Origin of the sequence: Curtobacterium sp. PhB130 (genome assembly GCF_003755165.1) — a bacterium.
Taxonomy (GTDB): domain Bacteria; phylum Actinomycetota; class Actinomycetes; order Actinomycetales; family Microbacteriaceae; genus Curtobacterium.
Window position 1 is genome coordinate 109,418 of record NZ_RKII01000012.1, and the last position, 18,560, is coordinate 127,977.

Consider the following 18,560-nt stretch of genomic DNA (forward strand, 5'->3'; position numbering starts at 1 on the left):
CCTTGCCGGTGTCGGAACGCACGTTGGGGCGGTCTGGAGGCTCGTGGCGGTGCCGCCACGAGCCTCCAGTCCGATGCGGCGTGAGCCGCTCGCGACCGTGTCGCTAGTTGCTGGTGGTCGCCGTCTTGAGGGCGGCTTCCATGTCCTTCATCGCCTCGTCGACGCTCTTCGAGCCCTTCAGGGCCGCGTAGGAGTTGTCCTGGATCGCCTTCGTCACGGCCGGGTAGTACGGCGTGACCGGGCGGGGCTCCGCGCTCTGGATCGACTTCAGCAGGGTGGGCAGGTACGGCAGCTTCGAGGTCAGCTCGGAGTCCGTGTAGAGGTCACCGACGACCGGGGCGAGCGAGCCCTGGGTCGCGAAGAACTTCTGCGTGTCGTTCGAGGTGAGGAACTCGAGGAAGTCGTGCGCCGTCGCCTTGTGCTTCGAGTACACGCTGATCGCGGCGTTGTGCCCGCCGAGCGTCGAGGCACCGACGCCGTCGGCACCCGGGATCGGGGCGATGCCGAAGGTGTCCTTCACCTTGGAGGACCCATCGGTCTTCGCGAGGTTGTAGACGTAGGGCCAGTTGCGCAGGAACAGCAGCTTGCCGCTCTCGAACGCGGTGCGGCCCTGCTCCTCCTGGTAGGTGATCGCCTCGGCCGGGATGTTCCCGTCCTTGAACGCGTCGACCAGGTTCTGCAGGCCGGCCTTGGCCTTCGCGGTGTCGACGTCCGGTGCGCCGCTCTTGTTCAGGATCGAGCCGCCGGAGCCGTTGACCGCTTCGGACGCGTTGACCGTCAGGCCCTCGTACTTCGCGAACTGGCCGGCGTAGCAGCCGATCCCGTTGTCCTTGGCGATCTGGCAGTCCTTCATCATCTCGGCCCACGTGGTCGGGGGCGTCTTGACGAGGTCCTTGCGGTAGTAGAGCAGCGCGCCGTCGGAGGTCTGCGGTGCCGCGTAGAGGGTGTCATTGTAGGTCGCGGTCTTCACCGTGGCCGGCAGCAGCTTCGACGTGTCGATCTTCATGTCGCCCTTGAGCGGCGTCAGCCAGCCCTTCGCGGCGAACTCCGCGGTCCACACCACGTCGACGTCCACCACGTCGTAGCCGTCGTCCTTGGCCTGGAAGTGCTGCACGAGGTCGTCGTGCTGCTGGTCGGCCTGGTCCGACTGCTCCTTGAAGGTGACCTTCTCCTTCGGGTGGGCCTTGTTCCACTTCGCGATCAGCGGGCGGACCACGTTGGAGTTGTCCTTGCCCTGGACGTAGGTGATCGGGCCGTGGCTGTCGGTGCCGCTCTGGGCGTCGTCCGATGCCGAGCTGCCACTCGAGCAGCCCGCGAGGGTGAGGCCGATCACGGCGACCCCCGCCACCGATGCAAGACGCATCTTCGCGCGTGTGTTCTTCACAGCGTTGTCTCCTCATCGAGATCACCAGGGCGCGACGATCGGGTGTCGACGGTGCGCTCCTGGAGCAGGCGACGCTGCCTGCTGGGCGTGGACGCTACGCCCGCCCCCGGCGTTCCGCAACCGGTTGCATCGAAGCCGTGACCTGAGTGTGACCTTCGGAGTTGCCAAGCGTTCCTGGGTGAGCGCTCACGCGGGTCGTGGGCGCCGTGCGGGACGCGGTGCGGGGTCCCGCATGATCCCCGCCACGGTCAGCCGCTGCCGTTGTGGGGGTGCTGAGGGCGACCGTAGCGTCCCCGACATGGCATCCCTCTCCGCCGTCACCGTCCCCGGCCCGCGCCGAGTCATCGGCGTCAACCTCGACGGTCCGCTGCCCGAGCTCGTCGCCGACGAGACCGGCTCCTCCGCGCTGGTCATCGGCTACCGCGACGGCTACCCCGTCAGCACCCTCGACGTGCTGCTCACCGACGACCCCGCCGACGCCACCCGTGCGCTCGCGCCCCTCGTCGACTCCCTGGTCGAGGCCGGCGCGTTCGACGACCACGCGCCCGTCACCGACGACCAGCTCCCGACGATCTCCGTCGTGGTCTCCACCGTCGTCGACCGCGTCGAGGACCTCGGGAAGCTGCTCGACGTCCTCGAGCACCTCGACTACCCGCGGCACGAGGTCATCCTCGTGGACAACCGCGTGAAGGTCCCCGACATCGACGCACTCCCCGCACTCCTCGAGGGTCGCGACGTGCGGCTCGTCACCGAGCGGCGCCCCGGGCTCTCCGCCGGACGCAACGCCGGTGTGGCAGCGGCGACCGGCGACGTCATCGCGTTCACCGACGACGACGTCCGCGTCGACCCGCAGTGGCTCCGCGCCATCGGCACCCGGTTCGTCCGCGAGCCCGGCCTCGACGCCGTCACCGGCGTGATCCTGCCCGTCGAGCTCACGACCCCCGCGCAGATCTGGTACGAGGCGTACTACGGCGGCTTCAGTGCCGAGCGCACCTTCTCCCCCGTCACGATCGTCCCCGACGACGTGCAGGGCGCGATGCGGCACGCCCGTGTCTCCGCCGTGCGGCCCGACGGCACCGTCCGGAAGCACTTCGCCGTGTACGGCATCGGCGCGTACGGCGCCGGGGCGAACATGGCGTACCGCCGCTCCCTCATCGAGACGGTCGGCGGCTTCGACACCACGCTCGGCGCCGGCTCCCCCGCCCGCGGCGGCGAGGACCTCGCGATGTTCATCGAGACGCTGTGGCGCGGCGGACGCATCGGCTTCGAGCCGCACGCGGTCGTGCACCACCGGCACCGCCAGACCATCGAGGACCTGCACAAGCAGCTGCACGGCAACGGCGTCGGGTTCACCGCGCTGATGTGCGCGCTCGCCGCGAAGGACCGTCGGCACCTGACGGTCCTCGCCCGGCTGATGCCGCTGGCCGCGAAGGTCAAGGCGAAGCAGATGGCGTCCCGGCTCGCCGGTCGTCGAGACGCGGCGACGGAGACCACGAACGAGGCCTCGACGACGCACATCCCGCGCTCGCTGGCGTACCACGAGCTCCGCGGCTTCCCGGCCGGCCCCGCCGCCTGGTTCCGCAGCCGTCGGCGCTGGCGCGACGTGGAGGCCGGGCGCTTCCGCGCGTAGCCGCGCCGCGCCCCCTGGGCGTGCGGGGCGGCAACGGCGCCGCTCCGCACAACGAAAGACACCCGGCACCACGGATTCCCGTGGTGCCGGGTGCTTTTGGTTGTGCGGCGCCCGGTCGCACCGCGGACGCGCGGCGCGGCGCGGCGCGGCGCGGCGCGGCGCGGCGCGGCGCGGCGCGGCGCGGCGCGGCGCGGCGCGGCGCGGCGCGGCGCGGCGCGGCGCGGCCTACGCGCGCGAGCGCAAGCGCCCGAGCACGTAGCGCCACGGGCCGCCGAGCGCGGCGACGAGCTCGACGCGCTTGAGCCCGGCCGTCGCGGCGCGGAACTCGTCGTCGACCGGCCACGTCGCAGCGGCGGAGACGGCAGCGGACACCTGGTCCGCCCCCGAGCCCTGCCCGAGCGCCCCGAGCTGCCGGAGCGCGCCGGCCGCCCGGCGGAACACGGCCAGTGCGGTGCGCGGACGCGTCATCAGCTTCGCGACCCACGCCCCGAGCCCGGTGCCGTAGCCGAGCGCCTGGGAGCGCAGCGCCTCCCGGTCCGAGCGGTGCTTGTGCCACACGAAGGCGGAGGGCTCCACGGCGAGCGCCCCACCGGAGAGCAGCACACGGGTGAACAGGTCCGGGTCCTCCCCCGCGCGGGACGGGGTGCCCGGACCGAGCGCGACGTCGAACCCGCCGAGCGCGAGTGCGGCCGAGCGCCGGAGCGACATGTTCGCGCCGGTGCCGAACGCGCCGACCGAGAACGGGAAGAGCGGCAGGTCCGCCGGGGGTGCCGCGGTGCGGAACACCCGGCGGTCGAGGTTCCGCGCCCAGGTCACGCGCTCGTCGAAGTACCGCTGGGTCGGGGAGCGCAGCTCACCGCTCGGCACGAGCCCGGTCACGCAGACCACGTCCGCGTCGCGGGCGTACGCCTCGGCGAGCGCGGCGAGCCAGTGGCGGTCGACGACGACGTCGTCGTCGACGAACGCGACCACGGCCCCGGACGCGAGGGCGAGACCGGCGTTCCGTGCGCGGGAGACGCCGGGTCGGGCCTCCAGGACGTAGTGCAGGCGGTCGTCGCGGAACGACGCGACCACGTCGCGGGTGGCGGTGGTGGTCGGGGCGTTGTCGACGACGAACACCTCGAAGTCGTCGTACGCGGAGGCGAGCACCGAGGCGACGCAGCGGCGCACGTCCTCGGGGCGGTCGCGGGTGCCGATGACGACCGACATGCGGCCGGTCGCGTCGCCCTGCGGGGCGGCCGGGAGGCTCGTGGCACGGAGGCCGCGGAGGGCGGGTTCCAGCTCGGCCGGGTCCACGTCCCCACCCGCGTCGACGGCGACGTCGACGAACCCGGCGACCTCGCGTCCGTCGCGGACGAGCAGGCGGGCGCGGCGGAAGCCCTCGGCGCCGGCGAGGGCGACGGCGGACGCGGCGAGCGCCTCCTGCCGGTCGACGGCGCCGACCCACGCCGCGCCGGCCCAGGTGGGCACGTCGGGCGACGGCATCGCGGGGGCGATCGTGAGCACGCGGGACGCGGTGGCCTGGTGGTCGGTCATGCTCCGATGCTCCGGGGCGCTCCGCACGGGCGCAACGGCGGGTCACGCCGGTTGCGGCGACCCCCGTTCCTCTTGCGGTTTGCCGCCACCGACCAGGCCGTTGCCCGTAAGATCGCAGGGACGATCCGGCGGCAGCACGCCGGGCACGAGGAGGACGAATGCCGCTGGGCCCCAGGACCGAGCTCGGTGCCGTCCTCCCGTCCGAGGAGACCGTCGTCGTGGTGGACGCCGCGACCTGTGTCTGCGGTCACGTGCAGGACGCACACGAGCACTACCGGCCGGGCAGCGACTGCGCCCTCTGCGACTGCCGGAAGTTCCGCAAGAAGCGCTGATCAGGGGGCGCTTCCCAGGGTGGGTGCGGGAAACCGCCGCGAACCCGCAGAGGGGGTCGGATCGCCTTGTCCGCCCCGGAACGGCGCGGTTAGCGTCGCTTCCATGGCCATCTCCCCCGCCGCTCCCGCGTGCATCGTCCTCGCTCACGAGGACCCCCAGCACGTGCGCCGGCTCGTCGAGGCGCTCGACCCGTTCCCGGTGTTCCTGCACTGCGACGCGCGCACCCCGGAGTCGGTCTTCCGCGCGATGACCGACGGCCTGCCCGCTCGTGTCCGTGTGCTCCCCCGCATCCGCACCGGATGGGCGAAGTGGGAGAACGTCGAGGCCGAGGTGTCCGGGTACCGGGCCGCCCTCGCCGAGACGGACGCCTCGCACGTGGCGGTCCTGACCGGCAGTGACTACCCGCTCGCGAACGCCGCCGAGATCTCCGGCCTGCTCGGGGCGCACCGCGAGGACTCCTTCGTGGCCGTGCACGAGCTGCCGTGGGCCGAGTGGGGGCGCGACGGCGGGATGGGCCGGATGCGCTTCCGGCACTGGGCGTGGCGGAAGCACATGCTGCGGCTGCCGATCCCGCGCCGGGTCCCCCGTGACGTGGTGTTCGCCGGTGGGTCGCAGATGAAGGTCCTCGCGCGGCACCATGCGGCCGCGGTCGTCGACGTCGTGGACACCCGTCCGGACCTCGTCCGGTTCTGGCAGCGCTCCTGGATCGCGGACGAGACCTTCGTGCCGTCCGTGCTGAGCACCCCGGGGCTGACCCCGGGCTTCGCCGACGAGCACGTGCCCCACGCGCTGTGGTTCATCGGGTGGGACGGCACGGCGATGAAGAGCCCGCCGTGGCTGACCACGCCGGACGCCGGGCAGCTGCTCGAGCGTCGGACGACCTCGGACGTGGAGCTGCCGCACGTGTTCGCGCGGAAGTTCTCCACGGACCGGAGCTCGGACCTGCTCGACATCGTCGACGGGGCCTTCGGGCTGCGCGAGGGTGCACGGGCGACGGCGGCCGCGGCGGTGGTCGCACCGTGACGCTCCCGCCCCAGACCCGGCGCGAGGCGCGGGCAGCACGCGAAGCCGCCGCCGGGCTCGACGCACCGGTCGTCGACCAGTCCGTCTCGGAGGCTCCTGTCGCTCCGGTGCCCGAGTCCCTCGACACCGGGGCCGTTGCGGTCCGCAAGGGCTCCTCCGTCCTGTTCGGCCGCGGTCTGCTCTACGTCGTCGTCTGGTCGATGCAGCTCGTCGTCTCGTCGCTGATCTCCCCGGTCCTCGCGCACCTGATGCCGCCGTCGGAGTTCGGCGTGCTGGCGTCGGCGATCGCGCTCTACCAGGCGCTCGTCGTCCTCGCGGTCGTCGGCATCGACCAGGCGACGGTGCTGCAGCGCGCGGAGGACGGTGACGACCGGAAGGCCAGGGGCCTGATCGCGGTCGGCATGGTCACCGCCAGCATCGTGACCGTCCTCGCCCTCACGACGATCCCGGTGTGGGGCGACGCCGCCGGCTTCATCGGCAACCACCCGCTCCTCCTCGTCGCGGTGCTCTGGACCGGGCCGGCGGCGATCGTGCAGATCTCGCTCGCACTCCTCGTCGCGCAGGACCGCATCAAGGTGTTCGCGCTGACGAGCCTGCTGTCCTCGATCGGCGGGTCGATCATCGGCCTCGGGCTCCTCACGCTCGTGCACGCCGACGCCGTCACCTACGCCTGGGGCGGTGTCGTCGCGCAGGTCGTGGCGATGGTCATCGGCATCGCGGCGACCCGACCGCGGCTGTCCGGGCTCGTCGACACGAAGACCATGGCGCGGGCGTTCAAGCTCGGCATCCCGATCACGCTCGGCAACCTGTCCTACTTCGTGCTGAACGTCGGCGACCGGCTCGTCGTGCAGCGGCTGCTCGGCCCGGACGAGGTCGCCCGCTACCAGATCGCCTACGTCGTCGGCTCGGCGGTCATCCTGCTGCTGACGTTCACGAACTCCGCCTGGGCGCCGCACTTCGCCGCGCTCCGTGACGCCGTCGCTCGCCGGCAGCTCGCGATGCACTCCCGCGACGAGCTGTACCGGATGCTCGCGCCCGTGCTCCTCGCGGTGACGCTCGTCTCCCCCGTCGCGCTGCCGATCCTCGCGCCGGCGTCGTACCGCGTCCACGAGCTCACCGTCGTGGTGTTCATCGTCGCGATCACGGCGTTCCCGGTCGTCGCCAGCGGCGCCACCGGCCGGCTGCTCCTGGTCGAGCGCCGCGGTGTCGCCGTCGGTGTGATCGCCGCGATCGCCGGTGCCGTGAACATCGGCGCGAACCTGGTGTTCGTCCCGCTGCTCGGCATCGCCGGCGCCGCCGTGGCCACCGTGATCGCGTACCTCGTGCTCGCCGCACTGCAGCAGATGGCGCTGCCGGACCGCCGCGAGTGGCGCGGCCCGGGGCTCCGGATCATCCTGACCGTCACCGCCACGCTGCTCGTGGCGACCGCGTCGGTCTTCGTCCCGCAGGACGCCCTCTGGAACTGGATCCGCATCGCCGGCGTCCTGGCGTGCCTGCCCTGGTTCTTCCGTCGGCTCCGTGCCGCACGAGGGAGTGTGTGAGTCCGTGTCACCGAACAGCACGACGGCGACGAAGCCGGACCCCGTCGATGGTCGACGTCTGCGCATCGGCGTGGTGACGAACGGCCTCGCGATCACCGGGGGCGTCGAACGGTGTGTCCTCGAGGACACCCGTGAGCTCGTCGCCGCCGGCCACGACGTCGCCCTCTGGCACCGCCCGGAGGAACCCGGCCGCGCCGAGGACGGTCGGGCGCCGTTCGAGCGCATGGGCGTCCGGCTCGTCGACGCCACCGACTACCGCTTCGGCGTCCGGACGGCGCTCCGCGACGGTCTCCGGTTCGCGCGCGAGGGGCTGCGCATCCGCCGCTCCCGGCTCGACGTCCTCTGGCTGAACCGGCCGGAGTTCCTGCCGTTCGGCCGGGTCGCGTCGATCGTGTCCGGCGTCCCGCTCGCGGTGCACCTGCACCACGCCCCGAACTACCGCCGCCTCGCACCGATCGCGGGCGGCCGCACCCGGTACTTCGCCGTCTCACACGCGATGGCGCGTGCCTGGGCGGCCGTCGGCGTGCCGGTCGACCGGATCACCATCGTCCCGAACGGGGTCGACACGACGGCGTTCCCGCCGCCGACGCCGGCCGAGGTCCGCAGCACCCGCGCGACGCTCGGCATCGACGACGCCACCCCGACGGTGCTCTACTACGGTCGGCTCACGCGGGCGAAGGGCGTCCTGGCCCTCCTGGAGGCCTGGGGGCGCGTCCTGACGACCGCTGCGGCCCGGCTGCCGGTCACCGTGCCCCCCGTGGCCGGTTCCGCACGTCGCTCGCCGCTCCTGGTGCTCGCCGGGGCGCTGCCGCCCGAGGACGCCGACGACGTCCGACGCGCGATCGCTGCGCTCCCCGACGGCTCGGTCCTCGTGCTGCCCGAGCGGGACGACGTCGTGCCGCTGCTGCACGCGGCGGACATCGTCGTGGCCCCGTCCATCGAGCCGGAGGGCTTCGGCCGCGTCGTCGTCGAGGCGATGTCCGCGGGGCGACCCGTCGTCGCGGCGGCGTCCGGGGGCACCGGGGAGATCCTCTCCGGGGAGTGGGCGCGGTTCACGGTCGACCCGACCGACACCGAGGCGCTGGCACGCAAGGTCCTCGACACGCTCGACGAGGCCGTGCTCGACCCGTCGCTCGGCGACCGGTGCCGCGCCTGGGTGCGGGACCGCTACGGGCGTGGCCCGCACGTCCGGTCGCTGCTGCGTGCCCTGGGCTCGCTCGCCGACCGCTGACCGGCCCCGTGCGGGCCGGTCCGGCGCGCCGGGCGGGTCCGCTTCGTGGCAGGGCCGGCGTCCCGGGCGCTCCCCGAGCCTCCCGTCCGGGTGCGACGTGACCGTCTGCCAGCCGGACCGTGACCCGTCTGCCAGCCGGACCGTGACCCGTCTGCTAGCCGGACGTGGTGGGGACGTCGATCGTGATCCAGTCGACCAGGAGTGAGCCCTCGGCGTCCGCCGGCGGCGCGCCGTCGTTCGAACCGGCCTGCACGACGAGGTGCATGCGGGCGGTGGGGATGTCCTCCGTGGTCGTGCCGACGAGCGCGCCGTCGATCCGGAACGACATCCGCGACGCGGTCCACTCGATCGTGTACGTGTGCCAGTGCTCGAGCGACGCCGCGGTCTCCTGGTGGACGCACTTCTCGGCGGGGTCCGCGAGGCAGTGCACGTTGAGCCACGCCGGCGCACCGAGGGCGCCCTCGGGGAAGTCGACCTCGCCGTCCGACCACTTGTTCGCGTCGCTCCAGAGCAGCACCGCGACCCCGTAGCCGTCCACCGGGTCGCTCTTCATCCGGATGCTGTAGCGGCCGGAGGTCTGGCCACCCCACTGCCCGTCGACCAGGGGGACGATCCCGCCGGCGAGCGGGGTGCCCCCGGCGGTGGTGCGCAGGTGCATGTCGAGCGTGCCGTCGTGCGTGCTCAGCACCGAGGACTGGTAGCGCCCGGTCCCAGCGGTGTCCGCGAAGCCGTGGTAGACGGAGAACCGGTCGGCGTAGTCCGCCTCGAAGCTGCCGGACGGACTGGTCGTGTCGAAGTCCTCCGAGAAGACCCGGTTCCAGCCGTCGCCGTCACTCGTCGGCATGGACGCTCCGCTCGGGTTCGTGCCGTCGCCCTGCAGCGCGGTCGTGGACGCGACGAGGACCCCGGCGGCGAGCACCAGGGTCCCGACCAGCGCGGCGGTCCGTCGTCCGTGCCACCGCCGGTGGCCGGCGCCGTGTCGGGGCACGCCGAGCCCGTGCGCCGGGGCGGCACCGTGCGAGGCCGACGCCTCCGCCGCGAGGGGCGGGGCGTCGGCCTGCAGCGGACTCACCGGTGTGCCACCGGAGGGTGCTCCGGCTCACGAGGAGGCATGCCGGAGCCCTGCCGCGGTGAGCTCGTACATCGCCGTCGTGCCGGAGGACCACACCACGTGCCAGTACGGCGACGAGGCCATGGCCTTCGCGAGCTGCTGGTAGTCGGCGTCGCTCTGGTACCCGTAACGCTCGTCGTACGCGCCGAACGGCTCCGCCACGAGGGCGTAGTACTTCGTCGCGGTCCAGTTGTTCACGAGCTCGCTGGTGATGTCGCCGACGTCGGTCGTCGCGTCGTACGTGCCGGTCGGGTCCGGGTAGGCCCCGAGCGCCTCACGCGAGAGGTAGCCGACGTCGAAGTACCGGGCACCGGTGTTGCTCGGGACGGCGTTGCCCGACCCGGTCAGGAGCAGCACGGACCCCTTCGGTGCGGTCGCGTCGTAGAGCTGGGTGGCCTCGGACTGGCTGCGGGTCATCACGCGGTTCCAGTCGAGCGAGGTCTGCCCGAACGCCCCGATCGCGACCAGCGCGGCGATCCCGGCGGCGGCGACGGTGTACTTGACGGCCGTCGGGCGCATCACCCGGCCGACGAGTCCACCGACCCAGGCCAGGCGCCCGGCGGGCATCGGCGCGGCCGCGGCGAGGATCGCGATCCACGGCGTCGCGAACAGCACGACGCGGAAGATGCCCTCCTGGCCGTAGTTCGTGGCGACGAGGAGCGAGATCGGGCTCGCCGCCGCCGCGAGGAGACCCCAGTGCACGCGGTCCCGGCGGAGGAGCACGGTGATCAGCGCGAGCAGCCCGAGCACGACGAGCGCCGCTGCCGGGATGTCGAACGCCAGCCGGGTGACGAGCGGCTTCGGCAGGACCGTGAGGTCGTGCGTCGGGGGCTGCACGTTGTCGAGCACCTTGCCGACCGCCGCGAGCGAGAGGAAGCGCCCGAGGACGTCCCCGTTCAGCGCGGCGAACACGATCGCCGGGACGAGCACCACGACCGGGAGCCACCACGGGCGGACCAGGCGGAACACGATGAGCGCCACGAGGGCGGCCACGGTCAGGTACGGGGAGATCTGGTGCGTGACCACGAGCACGATGCCGATCGCGGTGATCGCGATGATCCGGGACAGCCCGACCTTCCGGGCCCGCGGCTTGGCGGCAGCGCCGTTCGTGTCGGCCGTGTTCCCGGCGGTGGTGACCGCCTTGCGGAGCGGGCCGGTCGCGAGCACCAGGATGACGATCGACATCAGGATGCCGGTCGACTGCGGCGAGAAGTACGTCGTGTTGAGCGAGCCGGTCGCCGCGGTGAGGAACGCCGCGATCCACGGACGCCGGTTGCCGGGGAGCCAGTGCGACGCGAGGACGCCGACGGCGATCGTCGTGCTGAACGCCAGGAGGACCGGCACCCACGCGGCGATGGTCATTGCGTTCACGATCCCGCCGACGTCGGCGACCCAGGCACCACCGGCGAACAGGCCGGACCAGGTCTGGAAGATGTCCGACGACGGGTTCGTGCCGCCGTTCTGCCGGATGTACTCCAGGACGCCGATGTGCCGAGCGGCCGCCATCACGGTCGGGACGCCGTACGTGATCGCCTGGGCGAGCTGGATGACACCACCGAGCACGACGACCGGCACGGCGAGCCCACGGCCGCGCACGAGCGCCACGACCGCGGCGGCCACGACGATCGCGAGCCCGATCACGAGTCCCGGGCCGAGCGACCCGAAGAGCCCGGCGGGGACCGGGTCGCCGATGTGCGTGAGCGCGGCGACGACCACGACGACGAGGCCGAGGAGCGACCCCGCGGTGACCGTGGCGGTCGTGCTCCAACGAGCCCGCACGGGGCGGTCCCGGCGGACGAGACCCGCACGGCGCAGGTCCGCGACGTCCCGGGGCACCGCGATCGCCACGGCAGCAGCGGTCAGCACGACCACGCCGACGAACGGCACCGCAGGGACCCAGAGGTGGAAGGTCGCCATCGTGTACCCGATGGCGATCGTGCCGGCGAGCGACCCGGTGACCGCGAGCACGGCGAACCGGGCGAGGGGCATCGGGCGGACCAGCAGCAGCGGTGCGACGCCGAGCAGGGCGAAGAGGAAGACCCCGATCGCACTCCCCCGCAGGGCGGGCAGGCCGAGGACGCTGCCGACCGCCGCGAGGACGAGCGACATGACGACGATGCCCGCGGCGACCAGGCGGGCGGCGGGACCCATCGCGTCGGACGCCACCGGACGTGCGGCACCGGCCGTCTCGAGCCCGCGCTGGAGCTCGTGACGCCCGTGCGCCGTCCGGTCGATGGTGCCGGCGCCACCGAGGCGCTCACGCGCGGCGAGGAACGGCGCCGTCAGTGCCGAGCGTCGCTCGACGCCACGGAGGCGACGCTTCGTCGCGACGAAGGCCTCGTCGACGGCGTCGAGCGGGCGCGCGTCGTGCTCCCCGTCGACGTGCGTCGCGTGGTCGCCCTGCTCGAGTCCGAGGCGAGCGAAGGCGCTGAGGGCCTCGGGCGCGACGTCGACCGACGCGGTGAACGTCTCCCGGTCGAAGGCGTTCTTGGTCATCCAGGCTCCGAGTCCGTGGCCGTGCGCGGCGGCGGCGGCGCGGAGCGACGCGACGTCGTCGGCCGTTCGCTGCCACGCGATCGCGGCGGGTTCGACGGCGATCGCGGCACCCGCGAACAGCAGTCGTGTGAAGAGGTCGAGGTCGTCGCCGGCACCCACGCGGGTCCCCGGACCGAACGCGGTGTCGAACCCGCCGATCCGGAGCGCGGTGGCGCGGTGCACGGCGAGGTTGGCGCCGGTGCCGTAGGCGGACGCGGCGAAGGGGTGCATCGGGAGGTCGTCCCGGTCGTCGTCGAGGCGGATCACCCGGCGGCGGACCGTGCGGGCGGCCGGGGTGCGGTCGTCGCGCCAGCGCTGCGCCGGCGTGCGGAGCTCGACGCTCGGCACGAGTCCGGTCACGCACGCGACGTCGGCGTCCGCGGCGAACGCGGTGCCGATGGCGCGGAGCCACCCGGCGTCCACGACGGCGCCCTCGTCGACGAAGGCGACGACGTCGCCGGTGGCGGCGAGGAGTCCCGCGTTCCGGGCAGCGGCGAGACCGCCGGCCGGTGCCGGGATGGTCCGCACGCGGCGGCCCTCGATGACGACGTCGGCGACGTCGGCGACGTCCGCGGCGGGCGCTTCGCCGGCAGCGGTGTCGGTGTCGGCCCCGGCGGCGGCACGTGCGCCACGGGACACCACGACGACGTCGAAGTCGTCGTACGCGACGGCGAGCACCGAACGCATCGTCTGGTCGGCGGCACCGTCCGTGCAGAGCACGACGGTGACGGACGGCAGCACCTGGTCTGCTGCCGGCCGGACCGTCGGCGCCGGCATCGGCCGGATCGCGCGCTGGAGGGTGCGGACGTCGATCGTCGCGCCGATGCGCCGGCGCTCCGTGACGTCCGCCTCGACGAACCCGAGGGGCTCGCCGTGGTCACGGACGAGGAGCCGCGCACGGCGGTACCCCTCGGCGCCCTCGAGCGCGATGACGTCGCGGTGGCTGGACGCGTGCACGTCCGCACGGTCGACCTCGCCGACCCACAGGGCGCCGTCCCACGTGGGGAACAGCGGACCCGTGACGATCGGCGAGACGACCATCGCCAGGGTGGCGCGGGTCACGGCGCACCCACCGGCTGCGGGGCGGGGACCGGAGCGGGCGCGGAGACGACAACGCCGCCGAACAGCCGACCGACGGCGTACCCGGTGACCGTCGAGGCGACCGACAGCGCGATGGCGAACGCACGGCGTCCCCCACCGCGGCCGATGCCGCCGAGTTCGCGGAGCAGCGCGCCCGGGAGCACCTTCGTCAGGTACGTGGACTCGCTCGCGAGCGAGTCACCCGTGCCCACACGACGGCTCAGGACGGCCTTCGAGATGCCCTCGTAGTAGCTCCGACGACGGACGTACCGCATCTCGACGCGGTCCGGGGAGACCCGGTGCGACACGTTCGAGCGCGGCTCGTAGCGGATCCGGGACGCGGGACGGGCCTGCGCGATCCGGATGCAGAGCTCCGTCTCCTCGCAGCCGAGAGGCTGGTTGCCGACGCGACCGATCCCGGACCGGAACCCGCCGGCGCCGAGCAGCACGTCGCGACGGAAGGCCATGCTCGACCCGATCACGTTGCGGACGTCACCGGGGGCCGTCGGCAGTCCGGCGTAGCTGCAGCCGACGATCCAGAGCAGCTCGTCCGGGTACGGTCCCGCGCCGGTGGCGGTCGGCCACGACGGGGTCGCCCGGCCGCCGACACCGACGACGTCGGGCAGCTCGAGCGCTGCGACGAGGTGCTCCAGCCAGTCGTCGTCCGCCGTGGCGTCGTCGTCGAGGAAGGCCACGACGTCGGCGTCCGTCAGGGCGACACCGGTGTTCCGTGCGCCGGAGAGGCCGCGGTCCTCGGTGTTCTCCACGACCCGGAGCTCGGGCCAGCGGGCCTTCGCCCGGAGGAAGAGCTCGGGCTCGTGGTCGATCACGACGACGACCTCGGTGGTGTCCGGCTGGCGCTTCGCCGACTCGACGGAGTCCTGCAGGTCTCCCCAGCGCTGCTGCGTGTACGCGCAGATGACGACGGCGACCGTCGGGGTGCTCACGCCGCTTCCTCGTCGAGGGCCGGCACGGCGGTCGGCACGACGCGGGTCGGGACGGGAGCCAGGCGGGCACGGGCCTGCGCGTCGGCGGCGCGACGACGCTCGTGCATGATCGACTTCAGCACCCGGATGCCGTCGGTGATCGCGTTGAGGTTGCTGGTGCCGTGGACGCGGAGCTTCTCGTGGCTCGGGACCTCGGTGATCGCCAGTTCCGCGGCGGACCAGCGGCAGGTCAGGACCGTCTCGATCTCGAACCCGTCGCCCCACAGCATCGAGCCGTCGGTCGGCTGCGGGAGCGTCGAGGAGAGCAGCCCGATCTTCGGCAGGGCGTCGGCCCAGAAGGCGTTGTAGCCGTAGCAGAGGTCGCTGTAGCGCGTCCCGAGGAGCACGTTGCAGATCAGGTTCAGGCCACGGTTGCCGAGGCTGCGGACGATCGTGATGTCGTCGCTGCCACCGCCGAGCGCGTACCGGGTGCCCTTGGCGACGTCCGCGCCGGCGACGAGTGCGTCGACGAAGCGCGGGATCTCGTCCGGGTCCGCGGAGCAGTCGGCGTCGAACATGACGACGACGTCGCCGGTGACGGCCTCGAACCCGCAGGCGAGGGCGTTGCCCTTGCCCTTGCGGGTCTGCTGCACGACCTTGACGGAGGGCATCAGCCGCTGCGCCGTCGCGATGGTGTCGTCGACCGAGTTGCCGTCGACGAGGATCACCTCGTACACGGGCGGGAGCTTCGGGAGGATGATCTCCAGGTTCCTCGCTTCGTTCCGAGCGGGGATGACGACCGAGACGCGCGGGTCTCGGGGCCGGATCGTGCTGGCGGACATGGTGCTCCTGTCGGGTTCAGGGCTGCAAGTGGGTGAGTTCGCCGGAATGGCGAACGGTCGTCCGCAGGGTACGGAGGACGGGACGCGGGTACGTCGGCTTCGCTGCCCGGCGGTGAGGGTGCACCGCCGTTCCCCTCGACAGCGGGGGTACACCGCTTCCTGGGGATTCCCACCCTCGCTGGGCGCGGGTGCGCGGTCAATGCGATGTGCGGTCAGTTGCGGGCCGCCGACCGTGGATACGGAAACCCGCAATCGCGCGTCCGGTGCCCGCGGGACCGGCGCGGGTCGCGTCGCTCGCGGCGTCACCGCGCACCGGCACGGGTCGCGTCCGCCACGGCGTCACCATGTACCGGACGGGAGGCTCGGGGCGGCGCCGCCCCGAGCCTCCCGTCCGCCGTGTGGCCGGGCCCACCGCCGGGCGCGAGCCGCACGCCGGCCGCCGGGCGCCGGGCGCCGCGCGCCGGGCGCCGCGCGCCGGGCGTGAGATCGCGTTTCGTGTCGGCTCCCTGGGGCGGAGGCGACGAGCAGTGCGATCTCAGCGGGCTCGGCGTGGCGCGCGCGGCCGGAGCGGGCCCGCGCGGCCGGAGCCGGGCGCGCCTGGGCGCACGAAGAAGGCCCCCGGGATCTCCCGGGGGCCTGTCTCATGAGTGCTGGGGTACCTGGACTCGAACCAAGAACGACGGTACCAGAAACCGCTGTGTTGCCAATTACACCATACCCCAAAAGGCCTGCTGGCCTTCCGTCCCCGTTGTCCGGGGCACGGTCATCTACTGTACAGCATCCCGGAGGTCCACAAGACCACCGACGAGGTCCCGGTGCACCGCAGCGGCGGTCATCGCCCCGTGCCCGGCGGCAACGATGAGCTGCTCGGGCCCCGGCGGCGTGACGTCGCCCACGGCGTAGATCCCGGGGACACTCGTCCGCCCCACGCGGTCGACGACGACGAGCCCCTCGGCGTCGCGCTCGAGCGGCGCCCCCACCCAGTCGAGGTCCACGTGCCACGTCGGCCGGACGAACCCGCCCGTGCGCGGCTCCACGTGCCCGTCCGCGAGGCGGACGCCGGTCATCCCGGTGCGGTCCCCCTCGAGGTCGGCCAGCGGGCGCTCGTCGACGCGGACGCCGGCGGCCGTGAGGCGGGACCGCCCCGACTCGTCGAGCGGAGCGACCCCGTTCGTGTAGACGATGAGGTCGTCCGCCCAGGACGCGACGAGGAGCGCGCGGTCGACGACGTCGGGCGTCTCGCAGACGAAGGCGAGCGGCTCACCGGCCTTCTCGTAGCCGTCGCACTCCACGCAGCTGTGCACCGCCGTGCCGTAGAAGGCGCGGAGCGAGGGCAGGGCGGGGAACTCCTCGCGGAGCCCGGTGGCGATGACCACCGCACGTGCGGTGCCCTCGACCTCGGTCCCCCGCCACGCGCCGTGCACCCGGAAGCCGTCGTCCTCGGGCGTCACCGCGTCGACGAGGGCCTGCGCGACCGTCGCCTCCGGGTACTGCTCGACCTCGGCGCGGCCGAGCTTCCTGAGCTCCAGGGGCGAGATGCCGTCACGGGTGAGGAACCCGTGCGACGCGAGCGTCGCGGCGTTGCGCGGACGGTTCGCATCGAGCAGCAGCACGGTGCGCTTCGCCCGGACCAGGTTCAACGCGGCGCTCAGCCCGGCCGGGCCGGCGCCGACGACCGCGACGTCGTACTGCGCCCCGGCGTGCTCCTGGGTGTCCTTCGTCATCGGGGCGGTCAGCGAGCCGCGAGGCTGCGGAGGCGTGCCAGCGTCGAGTCCTTGCCGAGGATCTCCATGGACTCGAACAGCGGCGGGCTGATGCGGCGACCGGAGACCGCGACGCGGAGCGGACCGAACGCGACCCGGGGCTTCAGGCCGAGACCGTCGATGAGCGCCGCGCGGAGCGCACCCTCGATCGCCTCGGTGCGCCAGTCGTCGAGCTGCTCGAGCGCGGCGATGCCGGCGGTGAGGACCTCGGTCGGGTCGCCCTTGAGGCTCGCGAGCGCGTCGTCCTCGACCACCAGGTCGGCGTCCGCGGTGAACAGGAACCCGAGCATCCCGGGGGCTTCGCTGAGGAGCTGCATGCGCTCCTGCACGAGGGGCGCCGCGAGCTCGAGCACGTGCTCCTGCTCGGGGGTCGCCGGGTCGGCGATGAAGTCGGTCAGGTAGGGCTTCAGCCGTCCACGGAAGTCGGCGGCGTCGAGGAGCCGGATGTGGTCCCCGTTGATCGCCTCGGCCTTCTTGTGGTCGAACCGGGCCGGGTTCGGGTTGACGTCCACCACGTCGAAGGCCTGGACCATCTCGTCGATGGAGAACACGTCGCGGTCCGGGCCGATCGACCAACCGAGGAGCGCCAGGTAGTTGATGAGCCCCTCGGGGATCATGCCGGCGGCGCGGTGGTGGAACAGGTTCGACTCGGGGTCGCGCTTGGAGAGCTTCTTGTTGCCCTCCCCCATCACGAACGGCAGGTGGCCGAACAGCGGGATGAACTCGGTCAGGCCGATCTCGAACAGCGCCTCGTACAGGGCGATCTGCCGCGGGGTGGACGACAGCAGGTCCTCGCCGCGGAGCACGTGGGTGATCCCCATGAGTGCGTCGTCGACCGGGTTCGTGAACGTGTAGAGCGGCTTGCCGTTCGGGCGCACCACGACGAAGTCCGGGAAGGTGCCCTGCTTGAAGGTGATCTCCCCACGGACGAGGTCCTGGAAGCTGAGGTCGCGGTCCGGCACACGGAGGCGGAGCGCGGGCGCACGACCCTGGTCACGGAAGGCCTGACGCTCGTCCTCGGTCAGGTCGCGCTCGTGGTTGTCGTAGCCCTGCTTCGGGTCACGGCCGGCGGCGATGTTCCGCGCCTCCATCTCCTCGGGCGTGACGAAGGACTCGTACACGTGCCCGGAGGCCTGCAGCTTCGCGACGACGTCCGCGTAGACGCCCGACCGCTCCGACTGCCGGTACGGGCCGTGCGGGCCACCGACCTCGACACCCTCGTCCCAGTCGAGGTTCAGCCAGCGCAGCGCCTCGATGATCTGCGCGTACGACTCCTCGCTGTCCCGAGCGGCGTCGGTGTCCTCGATGCGGAACACGAGCATGCCGCCGGTGTGCCGGGCGTAGGCCCAGTTGAAGAGCGCCGTCCGGACGAGCCCCACGTGGGGCGTGCCCGTCGGGGACGGGCAGAAACGAACACGGACGTCGGAACCGGTGGCGGTGGTGAATGGCGCAGTCATGACGCACCGATCCTACCGTGGCGCCCCGGTGCAGATCGGCCCCGGAACGCAGAAAACCCCTGGCCAGTGGCCAGGGGTTCCCTGTTCTTGCAACGTTGAGTCCGGCGGCGTCCTACTCTCCCACAAGGTCCCCCTTGCAGTACCATCGGCGCTGAGAGGCTTAGCTTC

Annotated in this window: 13 protein-coding genes and 1 tRNA gene; 5 read left to right on the forward strand and 9 right to left on the reverse strand. The window is 72.9% G+C overall.

Annotation, left to right across the window (positions count from 1 at the left end; all coding sequences use genetic code 11):
* Positions 1 to 103: 103 nt before the first annotated feature.
* Positions 104 to 1,363 carry an ABC transporter substrate-binding protein gene (locus EDF24_RS18215; RefSeq protein ID WP_123653898.1) on the reverse strand — a complete coding sequence of 420 codons (1,260 nt, stop codon included), beginning with the start codon at positions 1,361 to 1,363 and terminating at the stop codon, positions 104 to 106.
* Between the two features lie 319 nt (positions 1,364 to 1,682).
* On the opposite strand from EDF24_RS18215, the gene EDF24_RS18220 reads away from it, so the two are divergent.
* On the forward strand, positions 1,683 to 3,014 hold the full coding sequence (locus EDF24_RS18220; protein WP_165931525.1) for a glycosyltransferase: 1,332 nt from the start codon (positions 1,683 to 1,685) through the stop codon (positions 3,012 to 3,014).
* 225 nt (positions 3,015 to 3,239) lie between these two features.
* On the opposite strand, the gene EDF24_RS18225 is transcribed toward EDF24_RS18220, so the two are convergent.
* Entirely contained in the window at positions 3,240 to 4,550 is a 1,311-nt protein-coding gene (locus tag EDF24_RS18225; RefSeq protein WP_123704770.1) for a glycosyltransferase family 2 protein, read from the reverse strand.
* Positions 4,551 to 4,708: 158 nt separating this feature from the next.
* On the opposite strand from EDF24_RS18225, the gene EDF24_RS19335 reads away from it, so the two are divergent.
* From EDF24_RS19335 to EDF24_RS18240, 4 genes are all read left to right on the forward strand, one after another.
* Positions 4,709 to 4,882, forward strand: coding sequence for a hypothetical protein (locus EDF24_RS19335; RefSeq protein ID WP_165931526.1), 174 nt, complete (start codon positions 4,709 to 4,711; stop codon positions 4,880 to 4,882).
* Between the two features lie 103 nt (positions 4,883 to 4,985).
* Positions 4,986 to 5,906, forward strand: a complete 921-nt coding sequence (locus EDF24_RS18230; RefSeq protein WP_185021725.1) for a beta-1,6-N-acetylglucosaminyltransferase — start codon at positions 4,986 to 4,988, stop codon at positions 5,904 to 5,906.
* Positions 5,903 to 7,447 carry an oligosaccharide flippase family protein gene (locus EDF24_RS18235; protein ID WP_123653780.1) on the forward strand — a complete coding sequence of 515 codons (1,545 nt, stop codon included), beginning with the start codon at positions 5,903 to 5,905 and terminating at the stop codon, positions 7,445 to 7,447. The genes EDF24_RS18230 and EDF24_RS18235 overlap by 4 nt, the downstream gene beginning before the upstream one ends.
* A gap of 4 nt (positions 7,448 to 7,451) precedes the next feature.
* Positions 7,452 to 8,678 carry a glycosyltransferase family 4 protein gene (locus tag EDF24_RS18240; protein ID WP_185021726.1) on the forward strand — a complete coding sequence of 409 codons (1,227 nt, stop codon included), beginning with the start codon at positions 7,452 to 7,454 and terminating at the stop codon, positions 8,676 to 8,678.
* A 154-nt stretch (positions 8,679 to 8,832) separates the two neighbouring features.
* Here EDF24_RS18240 and EDF24_RS18245 read toward each other — a convergent pair whose 3' ends face one another.
* The 7 genes from EDF24_RS18245 to gltX all read right to left on the reverse strand — a co-directional run bounded on the left by EDF24_RS18245 (position 8,833) and on the right by gltX (position 18,392).
* Positions 8,833 to 9,750 (reverse strand): glycoside hydrolase family 16 protein, encoded by a 918-nt coding sequence (locus EDF24_RS18245; protein ID WP_123704776.1) that lies wholly within the window; start codon positions 9,748 to 9,750, stop codon positions 8,833 to 8,835.
* A 27-nt stretch (positions 9,751 to 9,777) separates the two neighbouring features.
* Positions 9,778 to 13,386 carry a glycosyltransferase gene (locus EDF24_RS18250; protein ID WP_123704778.1) on the reverse strand — a complete coding sequence of 1,203 codons (3,609 nt, stop codon included), beginning with the start codon at positions 13,384 to 13,386 and terminating at the stop codon, positions 9,778 to 9,780.
* The gene (locus EDF24_RS18255; RefSeq protein ID WP_123653784.1) at positions 13,383 to 14,351 is read right to left on the reverse strand and encodes a glycosyltransferase family 2 protein; all 969 of its coding nucleotides are present in this window, start codon (positions 14,349 to 14,351) and stop codon (positions 13,383 to 13,385) included. The genes EDF24_RS18250 and EDF24_RS18255 overlap by 4 nt, the downstream gene beginning before the upstream one ends.
* A complete protein-coding gene (locus tag EDF24_RS18260) occupies positions 14,348 to 15,172 on the reverse strand; it encodes a glycosyltransferase family 2 protein (RefSeq protein ID WP_123653785.1) in 825 nt (274 codons plus the stop codon). The genes EDF24_RS18255 and EDF24_RS18260 overlap by 4 nt, the downstream gene beginning before the upstream one ends.
* A gap of 650 nt (positions 15,173 to 15,822) precedes the next feature.
* A tRNA-Gln gene (locus EDF24_RS18265) sits at positions 15,823 to 15,894 on the reverse strand.
* 45 nt (positions 15,895 to 15,939) lie between these two features.
* The gene (locus EDF24_RS18270) at positions 15,940 to 16,896 is read right to left on the reverse strand and encodes an NAD(P)/FAD-dependent oxidoreductase (RefSeq protein ID WP_123704780.1); all 957 of its coding nucleotides are present in this window, start codon (positions 16,894 to 16,896) and stop codon (positions 15,940 to 15,942) included.
* Positions 16,897 to 16,904: 8 nt separating this feature from the next.
* Positions 16,905 to 18,392 (reverse strand): glutamate--tRNA ligase, encoded by a 1,488-nt coding sequence (gene gltX, locus EDF24_RS18275; protein WP_123704782.1) that lies wholly within the window; start codon positions 18,390 to 18,392, stop codon positions 16,905 to 16,907.
* Between the last annotated feature and the right edge of the window lie 168 nt (positions 18,393 to 18,560).

What these genes read in the sequence shown, in the direction of transcription:
- EDF24_RS18215 (WP_123653898.1), bottom strand. Translation starts at nt 1,363, where the DNA reads ATGCGTCTTGCATCGGTGGCGGGGGTCGCCGTGATCGGCCTCACCCTC.
- EDF24_RS18220 (WP_165931525.1), top strand. Translation starts at nt 1,683, where the DNA reads ATGGCATCCCTCTCCGCCGTCACCGTCCCCGGCCCGCGCCGAGTCATC.
- EDF24_RS18225 (WP_123704770.1), bottom strand. Translation starts at nt 4,550, where the DNA reads ATGACCGACCACCAGGCCACCGCGTCCCGCGTGCTCACGATCGCCCCC.
- EDF24_RS19335 (WP_165931526.1), top strand. Translation starts at nt 4,709, where the DNA reads ATGCCGCTGGGCCCCAGGACCGAGCTCGGTGCCGTCCTCCCGTCCGAG.
- EDF24_RS18230 (WP_185021725.1), top strand. Translation starts at nt 4,986, where the DNA reads ATGGCCATCTCCCCCGCCGCTCCCGCGTGCATCGTCCTCGCTCACGAG.
- EDF24_RS18260 (WP_123653785.1), bottom strand. Translation starts at nt 15,172, where the DNA reads ATGTCCGCCAGCACGATCCGGCCCCGAGACCCGCGCGTCTCGGTCGTC.
- EDF24_RS18270 (WP_123704780.1), bottom strand. Translation starts at nt 16,896, where the DNA reads ATGACGAAGGACACCCAGGAGCACGCCGGGGCGCAGTACGACGTCGCG.
- gltX (WP_123704782.1), bottom strand. Translation starts at nt 18,392, where the DNA reads ATGACTGCGCCATTCACCACCGCCACCGGTTCCGACGTCCGTGTTCGT.